Here is an 18,047-nt window from a genome sequence, read left to right on the forward strand (position 1 = left end):
AAAGCCCCGAATCCTCGGGGCTTTTTTTCGCCTGCATTTCAGTCATTGGGCAGCGGCATCTTGTCGTCATCAGGAATGCCATCGCCTGCACTTGGATCCCGCGAATGTTCCGGCTTCATGACATTAGGTCGGGCCATCGGATCGCGCAGCGGGCTGTCCGGATCCAGCACCGGATCAATCTCCGGCTCCGGCGTCGTGGGCACGCTGTCCGGTTTTTGGTCATCGAAGCTTGAGTCAGTACTCATACGCACCTCTCATCAAGGTTTCAGATTGGCTAACGGGTCATAAGGTTTGGCCGGTGTCTTGTGGTCTTCACCGGGTTTCACGTCTTTCGGCGCCTTGGCCGGGCCAACCGGATCGACTTGCGGATCGTCGACGTCCGGCGAGTCCGGGTCGAAACCCAGATCATGACCCGACGAGTGCTCGGTCGAATGCGGCCCTTTCGGGGATGGGGAATCTGCCATGTTCGCCTCCTGATTCACCCGCAGAAAACGGGTTCTATTCGTAGGAGGCTTGCCGGGCGCAGTCGTGCCCGGCAAATGACGAACGGGAACTCAGTGGGCTGCCAGCGCCTTGCGCGCCTGCGCCGCTTCGTTTTCCTGACCGGCCTGGGCCAGTTCATCGGCTGCTTTGAGCCAGCGCTGACGGTCAACGGCTGCCGGGATCTGCGACGGTTTCTGGATCAGCACGGCCCAGCCACCGGATTTTTCCAGTGCCGACTCAAAGGAGCTGAAACTCATCAGTTCGCGACGGTTCATGCCGGCACGCAGCAAGACCTTCTGTTTGTTGCGGTCGTAACCGGACAGGATTGCGTAACGCGGCTCGGCCCAGAATGCCGCCCCCTCGCTGAAGCGCACCATCACCGGATAGCCTGCCGCCACTTGGGTCAACAGTGCGGGCAGGTTGCTGTCCAGCGGGTAAACCACCATGCCGTACTCGCGGGCGAGGTTTTGCAGGTTCCGTTGCAATTTGTCTTCGGCACCCGGCAAGTGCAGAGGTTTCTCGAGCAACCCCGGAGTGATCACGATGCCCTGCTGCGACAACAGGCTGGCCAACACTTGCGGGCCGCTCTGATTGGCTTCGCCGCGATAGAACGTGCCACTGAGTTCGACCCGCTCCGGCAGACGCTTGACCTCAGGCGCCACAGTACCTGCACATCCGGCCAACACGGCCGCACAACCCGCCACCACTAGCGCCGCACGAATTCGAGAAAATACCTGCACCATCATCACTCTCTGTTCAGACGCCGGTCATCGTGTTCCGGCAACGCCTGCGATCATAGGGCCGCGCCCGGCTGCGGTATAGCCTTAAGCGGCAGACCCATCGATTGCATAGAGCAAACTGATTGGTCGCAATCGACCTTTGGTCAATAGTCTGAAACACCCCATTGTCTAGACTGTCACTGAAACAGAGCGAATTGAAAAAGTGTGGGCCCGATGCAGGGCGAAGAGGAGGCACTGATGAGCCTGACCATGACCATCGTAATGTTGATTGCCGGCTGGCTGGCCGTGGCCGCTGCCATGTTGTGGGGGGTGCTGCGGGTTTCGCGGCGCCATCATCACCATCCGGTTCAGCCTGCTGCGGTTGAGAAAGCCGAGAAGCAGCGGGTACGTCACGCGGCCGCACATTGAAATTGAACAGCAAAGGCAAAAGCCCCTCACCCTAGCCCTCTCCCTGTATGTACCGGAGACATGGTGGACAGGTGTTCGGAGACATGGTGGACACATTTTAATAGACACATTGCTCATCGCGAAGGAGATGGCCTGTGTCTTGGGAAGAGGTGTCCACCGTGCAGCTTCGTTCAGAATTCGTGCTGTTGGCTCGGCAAGAAGGGGCCAATGTTCGGCAGCTTTGCCGTCGATTCAATATCAGCCCAAGCACTGCCTACAAATGGCTCAACAGGTTTGAGACCTCAGGTGCAGAGGGATTGATCGATCAGTCTCGACAACCAAAGACATCACCCAAACGTTGCGCTGACGATGTTGAGCAGCAGATTCTGACCGTGAGTCAGGAGTACGCCGCTTGGGGCGCTCGCAAGCTCAAGCGTGTGCTGGAAGACGACGGCAAAGTGATGCCTTCGGTCAGTACCGTGCATGCGGTTTTACAGCGTCATTCGCGCGTTGATCCAAAGGCCGCTGAGATCAAACCGTTTATCCGGTTCGAGCATGAAGCGCCCAACGATCTTTGGCAGATGGACTTCAAGGGACATATCAGCCTGGCTCAGGGGCGTTGCCATCCGTTGACGATATTGGACGATCATTCACGGTTTTCGCTGTGCATCGCGGCATGCATTAATGAGCAGCGCCAAACCGTTCAGGAGCATCTAATCAGGACCTTTCGGCGTTTCGGCCTGCCTTTACGCATGACGATGGACAACGGTTCGCCATGGGGTGATCAGACAGGTGTTTATACCGCACTGGAGGTCTGGCTGATGAGCCAGGGCATCAAGGTCGGCCACTCCCGACCTTATCACCCGCAAACCCAGGGAAAGCTGGAGCGCTTCCACCGCAGCCTGAAAAGGGAAGTCCTGCAAGGCCAGCTCTTCATCGATCTGGACGATGCGCAACGGGCGTTTGATATCTGGCGTGAGATTTACAACCAGAAGCGCCCGCATCAAGCACTGGGCATGCAGGTTCCTGCTACTCGCTACAGCAGTAGCCCGCGGGAATATCAGGAGCAACCGGCGGCGCCTGAGTACGATGATGGGGATGTGGTCAGGAAGGTTCAGGTGAAGGGCGAGATCTACTGGGGCAATCGTGAATACACAGTTGGAAAGGCATTTTACGGGAGGTCAGTGGCTATCAGGGAAACGACGGAGGACGGCATCCACGATGTCTACTGGAGTAGACATCGTATCGCCCGAATCGACTTGAACTTGCAGATCGTGACGGCAGGTAAGAAGATCTAAAACCGTCCACCATGTCTCCGAACATGTGTCCACCATGTCTCCGGTACATACACTCCCCGAGGGAGAGGGGACTGATCGAGTTGTTTTCTCGAGTTACACCGACCTGAAATATCGAGCCGAACTAAAGACTAAAACACTCCACAAATCGGCTCCCTCTCCCTCGGGAGAGGGCTGGGGTGAGGGGCTGGCTCTATTCCACACTGAAAATCTCGAATCGAAAAAAAGCCGCCTGACCCCAAAGAGTTCAGGCGGCTTTTCACTTTCAGCGGTTACGCCTGCTCAGCCAGCTTCTTCTGCCTAGCCCTGCGCGACATCATGTTCAGCACTTCAATCGCTGCCGAGAACGCCATCGCTGCATACACGTAACCTTTCGGTACGTGGGCGCCGAAGCCTTCGGCGATCAGCGTCATGCCGATCATGATCAGGAAGCCCAGAGCCAGCATCACCACCGTCGGGTTGTCGTTGATGAACTTGGCTAGCGGTTCAGCAGCAAACAGCATCACCAGCACCGACACCACCACCGCGATGATCATGATCGGCAAGTGTTCGGTCATACCGACCGCAGTAATGATGCTGTCGATCGAGAACACCATGTCGAGCATCAGGATCTGGCCGATAGCCGCGGCAAAACCCAAAGTGACTGTCGAGGTCGCCGACTTCGGATCTTCCGGCGCCGGGTCCATGCTGTGATGGATCTCGGTCGTAGCCTTCCAGACCAGAAACAGACCACCGGCAATCAGGATCATGTCCTTCCAGGAGAAGGCCTGGCCCAGGATCTCGATCACAGGTGCGGTCAACTGCACGATGAAGGCGATGGTGCTCAACAGTGCCAGACGCAGGATCAACGCCATGCCGATACCGATACGGCGTGCTTTCTGCTGGTACTGCTTGGGCAATTTGTTGGTCAGGATCGAGATAAAGATCAAGTTATCGATGCCGAGCACGATTTCCATCACCACCAATGTGGCCAAAGCAACCCAAGCGGTGGGGCTGGCGGCGAGCTGTAACAGATATTCCATGGGTCAGTCCTGACTCTGTGTAAGACGAATTAGATGGTCTTGGAGGAAGATTCGGAGTTTTCCGCGTCTTTTTCCGGTGTTTCTTTTTTCTCGATCAACCCGCCGGTGGCATCACTGAGTGCCTGCTCAGCGGCTTTATGGGTGTCGTCAATCGCTTGCTTGGCGCTTTCGGCCGCTTTGCCCATCAGTTGCTGGGCGCTTTTCTCGGCCTGATCGCAACCGGCCATAAGCAGTAAAGACGTAAACATCAATGCTGGGATTGTGTATTTCATAAGGTTTCCTTCGAATGAACAGACAGGCTCACAGACCGGCCGTCGATGGCTGGGCATTCTAGGGAGACAAACACTTCAGGAAAATTCGTATTTTTAGCGGCTATACTTCGGTTTTCACGAAGTGATGACACTCATGCTCAACTACCGCCAACTGCATTACTTCTGGGTTGTGGCCAAGACCGGCAGCATCGTGCGCGCCTGCGAGCAACTGAACCTGACGCCACAGACCATCAGCGGGCAGATATCACTGCTCGAACAGACGTATGGCATCGAGTTATTCAGACGCGTCGGCCGGCAACTCGAATTGACCGAAGCCGGGCGACAAGCCCTGCCCTACGCCGAGCAGATGTTCCAGCTCGGCGGCGAACTGGAACTGATGCTGCGTGCCCAGCCCAACGAGCAGCAGATCCTATTCCGCGTCGGCGTGGCTGACGTGGTGCCTAAATCAATTGTCTATCGCCTGATCGCGCCAACCATGGAGCTGAACGAGCCCCTGCGCATTACCTGCCGCGAAGACAAACTCGAACGTTTGCTCGCCGATCTGGCGATCCAGCGCCTGGATCTGGTGATTTCAGACAGCCCGATGCCCTCGCACCTCGACATCAAGGGCTACAGCCAGAAGCTCGGTGAGTGCGGAATCAGTTTCTTCGCCACCCCGGAACTGGCAGCCAGATACGGTCAGGATTTCCCGCGCAGCCTGCACGGTGCGCCTCTGTTGATTCCCGGACCGGAAACCGTGGTGCGCAGCCGCTTGCAGCGCTGGTTTGCCGAGCAGCAGATCCAGCCGCAAATCGTCGGCGAGTTTGATGACAGTGCGTTGATGCAGGCGTTCGGCCAATCCGGCAGCGGGATTTTTATCGGTCCAAGCGTGATTGCCGATGAAGTGAAGCGCCAGTGCGGCGTCGAGCTGATTGGCCAGACCGACGCAGTGACCGAGTCGTTCTATGCCATCTCGGTAGAGCGCAAGGTCAAGCACCCCGGCATCGTTGCGATTACCGAAGGTGCCCGACGCGAGCTATTTACTGCGTTATGAAGCCTCGGCGCACATTTCGCGCGGCTTGAGCGTCATCAGCACCATGGCGAGGAACACCGACAGCAAAATGAACCCGGCGGCGGCAAACCCGAGGAAGCCCAGACCCGCGCTGTCGATCACCCGGCCACCGACGATGGCGCCCAGGCCGATCCCCAGATTGGCCCCGGCGATATTCAACGAAGCAGCAAACGCTGGCGCTTCCGGCGCGGCTTTCATCAGGCGCACATGGCTGACCAGGAACAACGCAGCCTGAGTCACGCCCCAGATCCCCATCGCCACCGCCAGCCCCAGCGGCGAATGAATGTTCGGTACCAGCGAGACCATGCCGGCAATCATGAACGCACAGAACAACACCGACGCCCCCAGCGGATGGCGATCCACCGCACGACCGCCCAGGGAGTTGCCGATCAGACCGACCGCACCGAAAGCCATCAGGCACCAACCGACCACGGTGCCGTTGAACCCGGCGAGGCGCTCAAGAATGTCGGCCAGATACGTGTAAGCGGTAAACATGCCGCTGAACACCAGGATCGACAGCACGATGTGGCCGATCATCAACGGGCTGCGCAGAATCTTGAACTGCGAGCGGAAGCTGACCTGATGTTGGTGCAGGCTGGTTTTCGGCAGATAAACAAACAGCAACAAGGCTTTGGCAAAAGCGATCACCGCCAGAATGCCAAAGGCACTGCGCCAGCCGAACGCATCGGAAATCAACGTGCCAACCGGGATGCCGAACACCGTGGCGCAGACAATGCCGAAACCGATCTTGGCGATCGCGCGACCGGCGAAATCCGGGCCGACGATGTCCACTGCGGTCTCACTGGCCAAGGCCCAGAACACCGGCAGACCGAGCGCCGGGATCAACCGGGCAATCGCCATCACCCAGATGTTCGGCGCCAGCGCCGCCACGGTATTGGCCAGGCCAAACATGATCAAGATGCTGATAAACAGCTTGCGCCGCTCGAAACGGGCGAAATACGCGGTCAGGAAAGGCCCGAACATCGCCACGGTAAAAGCGAATAAAGTCACCAGCAACCCGGCCTGCGGGATGGTGACTTCGAGGTCTCGGGCAATCGCCGGCAACAGGCCGACGATGACGAATTCCGTGGTCAGCACCGTGAACCCGGCGGCAGACAACAGAAGAATGGGCAACAGCATGCGCAACTCCAGCAAAACGACGACACCAGCGTTGACCCGAAGGCCCGCTGGCGAAATTTGAAAATAAGGATGTGCAATCTTAACAGAGTGTGTCCGGGCTGACTTGCACAAACCTGCCGACTTTGTTGCCTGATCCGGTGGCAGATCGTCACATGCCTGAAGGATAAGGCCTACGCTGTGATAAAGTCCGCGCCCTGAAAAACGTACAACCTGCTCAACGACCGGTTTATTGGCGTTGATGTCGCGTCAACACTTTCGGTTCGTGGCGGTGGTCTGCCCCTGTTTTGCCATCGCTTTACGCAACCTTGCACCCTATAAAAAATCAGAGATGCCGCTATGACCGCTTCATCCCCTTCTCTACTGCAACGCCTCAAGAACCTCAGCCTGGTCACGCAGATCCTCATCGGCCTGATCGCCGGTATTGCCCTGGCGCTGTTTGCCCCGGAAGCGGCGAAAGGCACGGCGTTCATCGGCAAAGTGTTTGTTTCAGCGTTGAAAGCCGTCGCACCGATTCTGGTGTTCGTGCTGGTGATGGCCTCGATTGCCAACCACAAGCACGGCCAGGAAACCCATATCCGCCCGATCCTGTTCCTCTATTTGCTGGGCACTTTTGCGGCGGCGGTCGTGGCCGTGGTTGCGAGCATGGCGTTCCCATCGCACCTTGTGCTGTCGACCGACAACGTTTCGGTGACGGCGCCGGGCGGTATCGGCGAAGTGCTGCAAAGCCTGTTGTTGAGCGTGGTCGATAATCCGGTCAGCGCACTGATGAACGCCAACTTCATTGGCATCCTGGCGTGGGCGATCGGCATGGGCATCGCGATTCGTCATGCCGGCGACACCACCCGTGAAGTGCTGGGTGATCTGTCCAATGGCGTGACGGTGATCGTGCGCGTGGTGATTCGCTTCGCACCGCTGGGCATTTTCGGTCTGGTGGCATCGACACTGGCCACCTCCGGTTTCGGTGCGCTGATCGGTTACGCGCACCTGCTGGCCGTGCTGCTCGGCTGCATGCTGTTCGTGGCACTGGTGATGAACCCGCTGATCGTGTTCTGGAAACTGCGTCGCAACCCGTATCCGCTGACTCTCAAATGCCTGCGTGAAAGTGGCATCACCGCATTCTTCACCCGCAGCTCGGCGGCAAACATTCCGGTCAATCTGGAATTGAGCAAGCGTCTGGGTCTGCATGAAGACACCTATTCGGTGTCGATCCCGCTGGGCGCGACCATCAACATGGCCGGTGCGGCGATCACCATCACCGTGCTGACCCTGGCGGCCGTGCATACGCTGGGTATTGCCGTGGATATTCCGACGGCGATTCTGCTCAGCGTTGTCGCCGCCATTTGCGCCTGTGGCGCTTCGGGCGTGGCGGGTGGTTCGTTGCTGTTGATTCCGCTGGCGTGCAGCCTGTTCGGTATTCCAAGCGAAATCGCCATGCAAGTGGTGGCAGTCGGTTTCATAATCGGGGTGCTGCAGGATTCGGCAGAGACGGCGCTGAACTCGTCGACTGACGTGTTGTTTACCGCTGCGGCGTGTTTGGGTGAAGAAGCGAAAGCCCAACGCACGGCTTGATATTCGCTGTAATGAAAAGCCCGCCATGGTGTGAACCTGGCGGTCTTTTTTGTGGCTGAGATCTTTTCCCCCTCACCCCAGCCCTCTCCCCCCAAGGGGGCGAGGGGGAAAGGGGGCAGACCGAGTGCTGCTCAAACCTGAGTTCGACTCGATAGATCAGGTCGGCGTATCTAGAACAAACAACTCGGTCAGTCCCCTCTCCCTCTGGGAGAGGGCTAGGCGGGCGGCGTTCCGATGAGGGCTTTGACGTTTTAGAACGCGCCCATGTAATCACGCTTGCCCACTTCAACCCCGTTATGACGCAGCAGCGCATAGGTGGTAGTGACGTGGAAGAAGAACTGCGGCAGACCGTAAGTCAGCAGGTAAGCCTGACCACTGAAGCGCTTCTCTTTCGGCGTACCCGGACGAGTAACGATTTCGATGCCTTCCTTGCCATCGATCTGCTCTGGCTTGATCTCGCCAATGTAGGCCAGCACCTTGGCAATCAGGGCTTGCAGCTCGGCGAAGGTGGTTTCGGTATCGTCGTACTTAGGCACTTCGACTTCAGCCAGACGCGAGGAAACACCTTTGGCGAAGTCAACGGCGATCTGCACCTGGCGGGTCAGCGGGAACATGTCCGGGTACAGACGGGCCTGCAGGAAAGCGTTCGGATCGATGTTTTTCTCGGTGGCGTGGGCTTCAGCCTTTTTCAGGACATCGCTCAGGGCGTTGAGCATTTGTTGAAAAACCGGGACGGATGCGGCGTACAGGGAAATGGTCATGGCAGTCTCGTGTGGTGGCTGGGTGGAACAAGGAGGCGATTATAGCCATGCTTGATGACCACACGGCTTGCCTTTTGTTTGGCAAGGATTAGGCTAGGCGCCTTCGACTGCAGAGGGAACGCGCGATGACCACAGAGACAGAATCCAGCTTCGACGAACCACGGCTCAACGCAACGGAAATCCGTATTCTCGGCTCGCTGATCGAGAAACAGGCAACCAGCCCGGAAACCTATCCGCTGACTCTCAATGCGCTGGTGTTGGCCTGCAATCAGAAAACCAGCCGCGAACCGGTGATGAACCTGAGCCAGGGTCAGGTCGGCCAGAGTTTGCGGGCGCTGGAAGGTCGCGGTTTCGCCAGGCTGGTGATGGGCAGTCGCGCCGACCGCTGGGAGCACAAGGTCGACAAGGCGCTGGAACTGGTGCCAGCGCAGGTGATTCTTAGCGGACTGATGTTTCTGCGCGGCCCGCAAACCGTCAATGAACTGCTGACCCGCAGCGGGCGCATGCATGATTTCGAAGACGCAGAACAGGTTGTGCATCAGCTTGAGCGATTGATTGCGCGGGGGCTGGCGGTGTTGATTCCGCGTCAGGCCGGGCAGCGCGAAGACCGCTATACCCATGCGTTGGGTGATCCGGCGGATAGCGAGGCAATTATGGCAGCGCGGCAAAGTCCGCAGGATCGCGGTGCAAGCAGTGGCGTTTCGGTTGAGCGTATCGAAGAGCTAGAAGCGCGAATCGCAGCGCTGGAAGAACGCCTGGCCCGCCTCGAATAATCACACAAAACCAATGTAGGAGTGAGCCTGCTCGCGATAGCGGTGTGTCAGTCACATCATTTTTGGATGACACACCGCTATCGCGAGCAGGCTCACTCCTACAAGGGATCTGCGTGTTATTCACCATCCCAGTAATCCACGCCATCCGCCTGCCGTGCCACTGCGACAAAGCCTGAGGCATTGCCCTCAGCATCGACCTTGAAGTTATCCATCACCACGTACTTGTTCGAATCCGGGTATTCGCAAATATCGGGCTGCTGCTGGGTGCTCACCGCCAGATAGCGCAATTCGCCCGAGCTGGTATTGATGATCTGATGCGCCTTTTCCGGCCCACCCGGCGGGCAAGCAATCACGTCGCCTTCGCGGATCGGGAAACGCTCGGCGCCCAGACGCACCTCGCCCTCCCCGGCCACCACGTAAAACATCTCTTCGTTGACCCGATGGCTGTGAAACGGGCTGCCGCGCATGCCCGGTGGCAAGGCATACAGGCGATAACCGAGTTTCTGCGAACCCAGTTGCTGGCCAATCCGCGCCATGCGCTGTTGATAGCGCCCGGCGGTTTCGCCTTCCGGGGCCAGGGCTTCGGGCAGGGGTTCGAGTTCGACCTGATGCAGGTTGAGGATGGGCGGATGCATGGGAGCCTCGGTCACGGTTTTTATGGTGGGCAAGTCTGTGCTTGCTGGGGAGGCAGTATAGGCAATGTTCAGATCTGAATCCGTAGTGAGGCCATCGCGAGCAGGCTCACTCCTACAGGGTGAACGCTTTCCAACTGTAGGAGCGAGCCTGCTCGCGAAGAGGCCCGCCCTGCCACCACAACACTCAATCAGCTCCGGGCAAACGCCACCGCCGCCGCAAACTGCTCTTCAGTCGGGCGCACGCCGGTGTACAGGACAAACTGCTCCAGCGCCTGAATCGCAATTACCTCAAGCCCGGTAATGACCTTTTTACCCTCGGCCCGGCCCCGCACAATCAGCGGCGTCTCCGACGGGATCGCGACCACATCAAATACCGTCTCAGCCGCAGCAATAACTTGAGGCTCAAACGCCAACTGCCCCGCTTCCGGTCCGCCATCCATGCCCACCGGGGTCACATTGATCAGCATTTGCGGCCGCTCCTCCCCCAGGTCCGCCTGCCAGCGATAACTCAGCGAATCCGCCAACGCACGCCCTGCCCGCTCATTGCGCGCAACGATCAAACCGTTTTTATAACCACCGTCACGCAGGGCGCTGGCCACCGCCTTGGCCATGCCGCCGCTGCCGCGCAGGGCGAAGGTCGATGCCTTGGGCACCGCGTGGGTTTCCAGTAACTGCGCCACAGCGATGTAATCAGTGTTGAAAGCCTTGAGATGGCCGTGGGTGTTGACGATGGTATTGATCGACTGGATCGCCGCTGCCGATGCATCCAGTTCATCGACCAGCGCAATGCACGCTTCCTTGAACGGCATCGACACGCCGCAACCACGGATGCCCAACGCGCGAATACCGCCCACCGCGCCGGTCAGGTCCTGGCTGCTGAAAGCCTTGTAATAGAAGTTCAGGCCCAACTGCTCATACAAATGGTTATGAAAACGCAGACCGAAGTTACCCGGGCGCCCCGACAGGGACATGCACAATTGGGTGTCTTTGTTCGGGTTCATCTGCATGAAACTTCTCCTTCAAACGCACTTTCGGATAAACGGGATTAGCCAGCCCATCGGCTTCTGAATGATCATAGAGGCCTGTATTAAACGTGTTCCGGGACCATCAAGCGTCACGGTAAAGAAGCCGGTACAGACCTTACACAAAATTTACCCAGCGGCTGTGCTGATTTTCAGAATTTCGCTGTCTTAGAAGTATCCCCGCGACAACTGTGGGCCTGGTGCAGGCCCTGCCGCCGGGTCGAAGAACCGAGGATTTATCATGATTCGTAAACTCCCCATTCTGGCCTTGTTGATTGGCGCACTTGCTGTCACAGGTCAGGCAGAAGCCGGTGGTGGCCACGGCTGGCAAGGCCCTGCGGTGTTTGGCGCGATCGTCGGCTCGGCCATCATCGGCTCGGCGCTGATCAACCAGGATCGGCCGGTATATGTGCAGCAACAGCCAGTTTATGTGCAGCCGCAACCGGTCTACGTGCAGCAGCCGCCACCACCGGTCTACTACCAGCCAGCACCGGTGTATGTGCAGCAGCCGGTGTACATTCAACAGGCCCCCGTCTATTACGGCCCGCCTCGCGGTTATTACGGTCGGCCACATGGCTACTATGGCGGTCCACGCTGGTAACCAAAAAACAAAGCCCTGCTTTTACAGCGGGGCTTTTTTATGACCGTTGGTCGGCCAGCGTCTGAAAAAATCTCGCCAAGGTCGCTGTGAGGACAGTTTCACCGGCTAAAGTCGGCATGATTGTTTGACCGTTGTGTACTTTTCCATAAAACGGTCACTTATTTGTCATGACGGAACCGCAATCTGAATCCGTCCGTAAACAACAGGTTGATAACAACAAGGACGACTGTATGCCAACACAAAACCCGCACCGCATCGTCGGCCTGTGCACCTCCAGCAAGGTGTACAGCGCGCTGACCGAGCTCAAGCACCTGGAAGGCCATCGTTGCGCCAAGTTCCTTTCGCTGCTGGCGGAAAACCTCGTGCACAAAGGTTTGCTCAACGAGCGCGAAGTCATGCACATGCTTGATCAAGTGGTCGACTGAAGCCTCAACGGCATCAATGACCACTATCGAAAGCGTTGATTGTCCGTAGAACCGGCGAATCTCTAAGGTAGCTCCATTGATAGATGGAGGTACTCGTCATGGCTCAGGTTCAAATCATGTCCGTTATCGGCAGCGCCGTCCCCGCTTCGCTCAGGGCCACGGGCCTGCTCGCCTGCTGGTATCTGATGCGTGACGGCGAAGCGATCAGCGGCCCGCTGACTTCCTTGCCTGCTGCGCAGGCACTGTCGCAGAAGATCGTCAGCGCGCCGTTTCACGCTTAAGGCAGTTGCACTTTGGGCTTGGTCTCGGCGAACAGCGCCCAGCTCGACATGAACAATGCCGCGATCAGCGGCCCGATCACAAAGCCGTTGAGACCGAAGACTGCCAGGCCGCCAAGGGTCGAGATCAGAATCATGTAGTCGGGCATTTTGGTGTCCTTGCCCACCAGAATCGGCCGCAGCACGTTGTCCACCAAACCGATCACGAAGACCCCGAACAAGCCCAACACCACGCCCTGCCAGATCATCCCGCTGAGCAGGAAATACACCGCCACCGGCGCCCAGACAATCCCCGCGCCGACCGCTGGCAGCAACGACAAAAACCCCATCAACACTGCCCACAGCAGCGCGCTGGGGATGTCGAGAAACCAGAAAATCGCCCCGCCCAATGCGCCCTGCGTCACCGCGACCACCAGATTGCCCTTCACCGTCGCGCGTACCACGCGGTTGAATTTCAACTGCAAGCGCCGCTTGTGGCCTTCCTCCAGTGGCACGGCGGTGCGCACCTTGCGCGCCAGCTCGGCGCCGTCACGCAGAAAGAAAAACAGCAGATACAGCATGATGAAAAAACTCACCACGAATTCGAATGTGCCCTGGCCAAAACTGAACGCCTGACTGGCCAGCACCTGGCTACCCTGCATCGCCGATTTGACGATTTTCTCGCGCAGGCCATTGAGCTCGCCCATGCCGAAACGGTCGAGCAAATGCTGAAAGTATGGCGGCAGGCTGTGCTTGAATTGCGCCAGATACGCAGCGATGTCCAGTTCGCCGCTTTCGATGTTCTTGTAGACCGCCGCGCCTTCCTGCACCAGCAGCACACTGAGGATGATCACCGGCAGAATCGCGATCACCAGGCAGACCGACAAGGTACACAGGGACGTCAGGTTGCGCTGCCAGCCGAATTTCGCCTGCAGCCGGCGTTGCATCGGCGCAAACACAATGCCGAGAATCACCGCCCAGAACACCGCGCCGTAGAACGGCAAGAGGATCCAGATAAACGCCACCGTGACCAGCAACAGCAGCACGGTGAGGGATTTGAATTGAAGGCTTTTTTCGTTCATGTCCGATCCATGTCAGTCAGGCGTCATGCACGCCCCGATGCTTAGTCAACCGCGGCCTGCACGAGTGCCATCTTTATTCATGGAGCATAGTTGCGGATCAGCGTTAGCCGCTTATCGAGCTCGTTCACCCACAACAAAACGCGCTCAGTGCAAAGCGTAGATCCAGATCAATAAGCCGCGCCCGAATCCGCCTTACCCTGCCGCGCTTTTGCGACCGACACCGCCATGATCCCTACCCTCGCCGCCCCCGAACTGCTCGCCCCCGCTGGCACCCTGAAAAACATGCGTTACGCCTTCGCTTACGGCGCCGATGCGGTCTACGCCGGCCAGCCGCGTTACAGTCTGCGGGTGCGCAACAACGAGTTCGATCACGCCAATCTGGCGCTGGGGATTCGTGAAGCGCAGGCGCAAGGCAAACGCTTTTACGTGGTGGTCAACATCGCCCCGCACAACGCCAAGTTGAAGACCTTCCTCAAGGATCTGGCACCGGTCATCGACATGGCCCCCGACGCACTGATCATGTCCGACCCGGGATTGATCATGCTCGTGCGACGACATTTCCCGCAGATGCCGATTCACCTGTCGGTGCAGGCCAATACGGTGAACTGGGCGAGCGTCGAGTTCTGGCAGCAGATGGGTTTGAGCCGGATCATCCTGTCGCGGGAATTGTCGCTAGAGGAAATCGGCGAAATCCGTGAGCAGGTGCCGGACATGGAACTGGAAGTATTTGTCCACGGCGCGCTGTGCATGGCCTACTCCGGGCGCTGTCTGTTGTCGGGTTACATGAATAAGCGCGATGCCAATCAGGGCACCTGCACCAATGCTTGTCGCTGGAAATACTCAGCGCAAGAGGCCACCGAAAACCAGCTCGGCGAGATCGTCCAGACCTTCCAGCCAGAGCCAACGCTGGGGCTGGGCACGCCCACCGATCAGGTGTTCCTGCTGCAGGAAGCCAATCGCCCCGATGAATTGATGCCAGCGTTCGAGGACGAACACGGCACTTACATCATGAACGCCAAGGACCTGCGCGCGGTGCAGCACGTCGAACGCTTGACGCGCATGGGCGTGCATTCCCTGAAAATCGAAGGCCGGACCAAATCGCACTTCTATTGCGCGCGCACCACCCAGGTGTATCGCCGCGCGATTGATGATGCGGTGGCCGGGCGTGAATTTGATCGCAGCCTGATGGCGGATCTGGAATCACTCGCACAGCGTGGCTACACCGAAGGATTTCTGCGTCGGCATGTGCATGACGAGTACCAGAATTATCAGCACGGCAGTTCGGTGTCGGAGCGTCAGCAGTTCGTTGGCGAGTTGACCGGCGAGCGGCGTGGGCGGTTGGCAGAGGTCAAGGTGAAGAACCGCTTTGCCTTGGGTGATCATCTGGAGTTGATGACGCCGAAGGGCAATTTCCATTTTGATCTGCATGAGTTGCAGAACGCTAAAGAAGAAGCGATCGAGGTGGCACCGGGGGATGGGCATACGGTTTATGTGCCGATTCCGGATGCGGTGGATTTGCGGTTTGGGTTGTTGATGCGGGATCTGCGTGATGCCTGAGAAGGCCCTCACCCTAGCCCTCTCCCAGAGGGAGAGGGGACCGATTGGGGGATATTGGAGAAGTTCACCGACCTGAAATTACGTCGGTGAATCCATCACCGACACTTCATCAAGAACATTGGACTTGGCTGAATCCATAATCGACTCGATCGTTCAGCTTGGCTGAATCCATAATCGCTCGCGATGAGGCCAGCAAACTCAACATAAAAACCAAGTCTCAGCGCCGATCATCCGACAACGGCGTCGGCTCATCCGCCGGCGGCACACCCTCATCGTCCGCTCCCGGATCTTTCCAATCATCCGGCCGGTCGGCGTCACTCAATGGATCGCGCCCCGGGGGCATTCCCATCGGTGAGTCGTGATCAGCCAGTGTCGGTTCATCGGTACCGGGCAGCGGCCGGGTCGAATCGGTGGGCAGCACGCCACCCTGAAACAGCAAATCGTTAGCCATGACGCACCTCACTCAGGAGGTCCGGAATATCCGGGCCGTTCAACTTGGAATCAGCCCTTTGCACGGCGTGCTATCGAACAGACCAACGGCCATCAACCCCGCGCGGAAAACCGGTCGCGGCTGTTGGTCAGATGCAGCCACATGGCCGCGCGCGCGGCGTCCGCATCCTGACGCTTGATCGCATTCAGAATCGCCTCGTGCTCCAGATGAGCCAGTTGCCCAAGTTTGCTCAGATCCGCCGCACCGCGCTCGGCGGCGTTGAGCCGGTGACGCGGAATCATCGCGCTGCCCAGGTGCTGCATGATCTCGCTGAAGCAAACATTGCCGGTGGCCTCGGCAATCAGCAGATGAAAGCGCCGATCCGCTTCGACGCAACTGTCGTTGTTGTCCAGCAGACGCTGATAGTCATCCAGCGCCTGGCGCATCTGCAGCACTTGCGCCTCCGTGCGCCGCTGCGCCGCCAGCGCCGCCGCTTGGGTTTCCAGGCCCAGACGCAGTTCGAGAATGCTGCGCACACCGAGCGCCGTGTCGACATTCAGGCGTAAGCCCTGCTCCGCAACACGCTCGATGACAAAGGTGCCGATGCCGTGGCGCGTCTCCACCAGGCCGGAGGCCTGCAACTTGGAAATCGCCTCGCGCACCACCGTGCGGCTGACACCGTGTTCCTGAACGATGGAATTCTCTGACGGCAGCTTGTCGCCGGGCGACAGTTGGCCGAGCAGTATGCTTTGCGTGAGCTTCTCCACCAGGTCATGGGCGAGGTTGTGCGCACGTTTACGGGCGGGAGCGTCGAGGTCTTCTTGCATGATCGGTTCCGGTGATCGGGGCTTGTGGATCGTAGCATCCTGCGGGGATGACGAAATTGAGTCTAGCGGCTCAACTTGTATGACAACACTCAAATAAACGGAAATACCTTCAAACACTCCTGACAAACAGAACCGTGTCTCCCTGGGGGTGACGCGATGTTCTACGCCTTAAAAAACCCAGTAAACATTGATCATTAACGCAAAAAAGCATAAAAAACCGGCATCCCAGAGAAAAATAATCGGCCAACCCTACTTGTAGGACAAAATTTCTAGGTTGTATGATGTCTAGCAACAACGCAGCACCTGCCCTACCCCGCATAAAAATAATCAGTGGGAGAAAACCAAGTGAAAACCTCCGTCTCCGGGATGAACGAGGGCGTCGATTCGACACTCGCGTCCGCCATCTCGAAAGTGAAACGCCACGTCCTGCCGCTTTTCGTGATCATGTTCATCGTCAATTACATTGACCGGGTGAACATCGGTTTCGTCCGCACTCACATGGAACATGACCTCGGTATTGGTGCCGCCGCTTATGGCTTCGGCGCCGGTCTGTTCTTCATCGGTTACGCGCTGTTCGAAGTCCCCTCCAACATGCTGCTGCAGAAAGTCGGCGCACGCATCTGGCTGACCCGCATCATGTTTACCTGGGGCCTGGTCGCCGCCGGTATGGCGTTCATCCAGAACGAAACCCACTTCTATGTACTGCGCTTTTTGCTCGGCGTGGCCGAGGCAGGGTTCTTTCCCGGGGTGATCTACTACTTCACCCGCTGGCTGCCCGGCGCCGAACGCGGCAAGGCGATTGCGATCTTCCTCAGCGGCTCCGCCGTGGCCTCGTTGATCTCCGGCCCGTTGTCCGGTCTGCTCCTGCAAATCAACGGGCTGGGCATGCACGGCTGGCAATGGATGTACTTCATTGAAGGGATGTTCTCGGTGGGACTATGCGTGTTCGTCTGGTTCTGGCTCGACGCCAAACCCCACGACGCGAAATGGCTGACCCGCGCCGAACAGGATGCATTGGTCAACGCCATCGATGCTGAACAGAAGGCCCGCGAAACCGCGACGCCAATCCGGCCATCGATGGGCAAGCTGCTCAAGGACCGCCAGATCATTCTGTTCTGCCTGATCTACTTCTTCATTCAACTGACGATCTACGCGGCAACCTTCTGGCTGCCAAGCATCATCAAGAAAATGGGCGAGATGAGCGACTTCCAGGTCGGCCTGTTCAACTCGATTCCGTGGTTGCTGTCGATCATCGGCATGTACGCTTTCGCCTCGTTCTCGGCCAAGTGGAAACACCAACAGGCGTGGGTCGCCACCGCCCTGTTGATCGCCGCTGCGGGGATGTTCATGTCCACCACCGGCGGGCCAATCTTCGCTTTCGTCGCGATCTGTTTTGCCGCGCTGGGTTTCAAATCCGCTTCGTCGCTGTTCTGGCCGATTCCGCAGGCGTATCTGGATGCACGCATCGCGGCGGCGGTGATCGCGTTGATCAACTCGGTCGGCAACCTCGGCGGCTTCGTCGCGCCGACCACTTTCGGCCTGCTCGAAGAACACACCGGCTCGATTCAGGGCGGCCTCTATGGCCTGGCCGCGACCTCGATCATTGCCGCGATCATCGTCTTCTTCGCGCGCACCACGCCGAAACCTGCGGCTGACATTGCCGTCGCCGATGCCGCGCCAAAGCACGCCTGACGTCCATTTTTAAAGATTGCAAATAA

At 58.2% G+C, this 18,047-nt stretch carries 22 protein-coding genes; 10 read left to right on the top strand and 12 right to left on the bottom strand.

From position 1 onward, the window contains the following. Positions 1-38: 38 nt before the first annotated feature. The 3 genes from J0G10_RS19750 to J0G10_RS19760 all read right to left on the bottom strand — a co-directional run bounded on the left by J0G10_RS19750 (position 39) and on the right by J0G10_RS19760 (position 1,226). Positions 39-245, bottom strand: coding sequence for a hypothetical protein (locus tag J0G10_RS19750; protein WP_220556524.1), 207 nt, complete (start codon positions 243-245; stop codon positions 39-41). A gap of 12 nt (positions 246-257) precedes the next feature. Then, positions 258-464, bottom strand: a complete 207-nt coding sequence (locus J0G10_RS19755) for a DUF6021 family protein (protein ID WP_095050822.1) — start codon at positions 462-464, stop codon at positions 258-260. 90 nt (positions 465-554) lie between these two features. After that, the gene (locus J0G10_RS19760; RefSeq protein WP_095050823.1) at positions 555-1,226 is read right to left on the bottom strand and encodes a peptidase C39 family protein; all 672 of its coding nucleotides are present in this window, start codon (positions 1,224-1,226) and stop codon (positions 555-557) included. A gap of 210 nt (positions 1,227-1,436) precedes the next feature. On the opposite strand from J0G10_RS19760, the gene J0G10_RS19765 reads away from it, so the two are divergent. Both J0G10_RS19765 and J0G10_RS19770 read left to right on the top strand, forming a co-directional pair. Then, on the top strand, positions 1,437-1,631 hold the full coding sequence (locus tag J0G10_RS19765; protein ID WP_220558901.1) for a hypothetical protein: 195 nt from the start codon (positions 1,437-1,439) through the stop codon (positions 1,629-1,631). A 134-nt stretch (positions 1,632-1,765) separates the two neighbouring features. Then, the gene (locus J0G10_RS19770) at positions 1,766-2,908 is read left to right on the top strand and encodes an IS481 family transposase (protein ID WP_220556126.1); all 1,143 of its coding nucleotides are present in this window, start codon (positions 1,766-1,768) and stop codon (positions 2,906-2,908) included. A gap of 269 nt (positions 2,909-3,177) precedes the next feature. Here J0G10_RS19770 and J0G10_RS19775 read toward each other — a convergent pair whose 3' ends face one another. Next, positions 3,178-3,927 carry a TerC family protein gene (locus J0G10_RS19775; protein WP_007917342.1) on the bottom strand — a complete coding sequence of 250 codons (750 nt, stop codon included), beginning with the start codon at positions 3,925-3,927 and terminating at the stop codon, positions 3,178-3,180. A 29-nt stretch (positions 3,928-3,956) separates the two neighbouring features. Next, entirely contained in the window at positions 3,957-4,199 is a 243-nt protein-coding gene (locus J0G10_RS19780) for a hypothetical protein (protein ID WP_095050825.1), read from the bottom strand. A gap of 133 nt (positions 4,200-4,332) precedes the next feature. Here J0G10_RS19780 and nhaR point away from each other — a divergent pair, with 133 nt between their 5' ends. Beyond that, entirely contained in the window at positions 4,333-5,232 is a 900-nt protein-coding gene (nhaR, locus tag J0G10_RS19785; protein ID WP_095050826.1) for a transcriptional activator NhaR, read from the top strand. On the opposite strand, the gene J0G10_RS19790 is transcribed toward nhaR, so the two are convergent. Further along, positions 5,227-6,390: an MFS transporter gene (locus J0G10_RS19790; RefSeq protein WP_102901657.1), complete on the bottom strand. Its 1,164-nt coding sequence runs from the start codon at positions 6,388-6,390 to the stop codon at positions 5,227-5,229. The genes nhaR and J0G10_RS19790 overlap by 6 nt on opposite strands. 336 nt (positions 6,391-6,726) lie before the next feature. On the opposite strand from J0G10_RS19790, the gene sstT reads away from it, so the two are divergent. Next, the gene (sstT, locus tag J0G10_RS19795) at positions 6,727-7,959 is read left to right on the top strand and encodes a serine/threonine transporter SstT (protein ID WP_095050828.1); all 1,233 of its coding nucleotides are present in this window, start codon (positions 6,727-6,729) and stop codon (positions 7,957-7,959) included. Between the two features lie 251 nt (positions 7,960-8,210). Here the strand turns inward: sstT and J0G10_RS19800 are convergent, their stop codons facing one another. After that, positions 8,211-8,720 (bottom strand): DUF1993 domain-containing protein, encoded by a 510-nt coding sequence (locus tag J0G10_RS19800; RefSeq protein WP_034154670.1) that lies wholly within the window; start codon positions 8,718-8,720, stop codon positions 8,211-8,213. Between the two features lie 125 nt (positions 8,721-8,845). Between J0G10_RS19800 and J0G10_RS19805 the strand changes: the two genes are divergently transcribed. Then, on the top strand, positions 8,846-9,493 hold the full coding sequence (locus tag J0G10_RS19805) for a YceH family protein (protein ID WP_095124446.1): 648 nt from the start codon (positions 8,846-8,848) through the stop codon (positions 9,491-9,493). 116 nt (positions 9,494-9,609) lie between these two features. Here J0G10_RS19805 and J0G10_RS19810 read toward each other — a convergent pair whose 3' ends face one another. Further along, positions 9,610-10,128: a cupin domain-containing protein gene (locus tag J0G10_RS19810; RefSeq protein ID WP_095124445.1), complete on the bottom strand. Its 519-nt coding sequence runs from the start codon at positions 10,126-10,128 to the stop codon at positions 9,610-9,612. Between the two features lie 188 nt (positions 10,129-10,316). Next, positions 10,317-11,135, bottom strand: a complete 819-nt coding sequence (locus J0G10_RS19815) for a shikimate 5-dehydrogenase (protein ID WP_095050831.1) — start codon at positions 11,133-11,135, stop codon at positions 10,317-10,319. Positions 11,136-11,391: 256 nt separating this feature from the next. Between J0G10_RS19815 and J0G10_RS19820 the strand changes: the two genes are divergently transcribed. The 3 genes from J0G10_RS19820 (at position 11,392) to J0G10_RS19830 (ending at position 12,457) form a co-directional block, all read left to right on the top strand. Continuing rightward, positions 11,392-11,751 carry a hypothetical protein gene (locus J0G10_RS19820; RefSeq protein WP_007917357.1) on the top strand — a complete coding sequence of 120 codons (360 nt, stop codon included), beginning with the start codon at positions 11,392-11,394 and terminating at the stop codon, positions 11,749-11,751. A 230-nt stretch (positions 11,752-11,981) separates the two neighbouring features. Then, positions 11,982-12,176: a hypothetical protein gene (locus J0G10_RS19825; protein WP_016984641.1), complete on the top strand. Its 195-nt coding sequence runs from the start codon at positions 11,982-11,984 to the stop codon at positions 12,174-12,176. Between the two features lie 98 nt (positions 12,177-12,274). After that, a complete protein-coding gene (locus tag J0G10_RS19830) occupies positions 12,275-12,457 on the top strand; it encodes a hypothetical protein (RefSeq protein ID WP_095050832.1) in 183 nt (60 codons plus the stop codon). Here the strand turns inward: J0G10_RS19830 and J0G10_RS19835 are convergent. Further along, complete coding sequence (locus J0G10_RS19835; protein WP_093434002.1) at positions 12,454-13,515, bottom strand: AI-2E family transporter; 1,062 nt, start codon at positions 13,513-13,515, stop codon at positions 12,454-12,456. The genes J0G10_RS19830 and J0G10_RS19835 overlap by 4 nt on opposite strands. A gap of 225 nt (positions 13,516-13,740) precedes the next feature. Between J0G10_RS19835 and trhP the strand changes: the two genes are divergently transcribed. Next, a complete protein-coding gene (gene trhP / locus J0G10_RS19840; RefSeq protein ID WP_220556525.1) occupies positions 13,741-15,072 on the top strand; it encodes a prephenate-dependent tRNA uridine(34) hydroxylase TrhP in 1,332 nt (443 codons plus the stop codon). A gap of 217 nt (positions 15,073-15,289) precedes the next feature. Here trhP and J0G10_RS19845 read toward each other — a convergent pair whose 3' ends face one another. Continuing rightward, positions 15,290-15,523, bottom strand: a complete 234-nt coding sequence (locus J0G10_RS19845; protein ID WP_095124442.1) for a hypothetical protein — start codon at positions 15,521-15,523, stop codon at positions 15,290-15,292. Between the two features lie 92 nt (positions 15,524-15,615). Continuing rightward, the gene (locus tag J0G10_RS19850) at positions 15,616-16,329 is read right to left on the bottom strand and encodes a FadR/GntR family transcriptional regulator (protein WP_093433993.1); all 714 of its coding nucleotides are present in this window, start codon (positions 16,327-16,329) and stop codon (positions 15,616-15,618) included. 345 nt (positions 16,330-16,674) lie between these two features. Between J0G10_RS19850 and J0G10_RS19855 the strand changes: the two genes are divergently transcribed. Then, entirely contained in the window at positions 16,675-18,021 is a 1,347-nt protein-coding gene (locus tag J0G10_RS19855) for an MFS transporter (RefSeq protein WP_220556526.1), read from the top strand. The last annotated feature ends 26 nt before the right edge of the window (positions 18,022-18,047 follow it).

This window comes from Pseudomonas germanica, from assembly GCF_019614655.1.
GTDB classification, from domain to species: domain Bacteria; phylum Pseudomonadota; class Gammaproteobacteria; order Pseudomonadales; family Pseudomonadaceae; genus Aquipseudomonas; species Aquipseudomonas neuropathica.